Origin of the sequence: Pseudoalteromonas sp. S558, assembly GCF_005886635.1 — a bacterium.
GTDB classification, from domain to species: Bacteria; Pseudomonadota; Gammaproteobacteria; order Enterobacterales; family Alteromonadaceae; genus Pseudoalteromonas; species Pseudoalteromonas aliena.
The window spans coordinates 1-382 of the sequence record NZ_PNDU01000676.1 but is presented as its reverse complement, the minus strand read 5'-3'; the positions used below and the strand labels follow the sequence as shown (position 1 = coordinate 382).

1 pseudogene is annotated in these 382 nt (G+C 37.2%); it reads left to right on the top strand.

Going from position 1 to position 382, the window contains the following annotated elements:
- Positions 1 to 86: 86 nt before the first annotated feature.
- A pseudogene (locus CWB66_RS21905) lies at positions 87 to 382 on the top strand (hypothetical protein); the annotation flags it as partial.

Here is a 382-nt window from a genome sequence, read left to right as displayed (position 1 = left end):
TACTGATGTTGGTGATCTGATTTCAGCAAACGGAAATTAATCAATCAACTGACTAGCCAAGGAAGGCTAACTTTTAGGAGAAAATAATGCACTTACCTTTATATTTGCCATTCACTTTTATCGCTGTCTTTTTAATGCCGCTCACTCTACAAGGCGCACCTTTTGTACCAAAGGATGATGCAGTTATTGCAACTAGTAACACTAAATTAAAAGCATCTCTTTCTGTTGAAGAGATAAAGAACTTACTCGACAACAGTCAATTCTCAGGCCAATCTGAGCGGTTACAAGGGGCCCTTAAAACACATTTAGTAAAGCTATATCAGGAAAACCCCACTTCAGAAGTAAGCTATCTGTATGCACGTATATTACAAAAAGAACATTT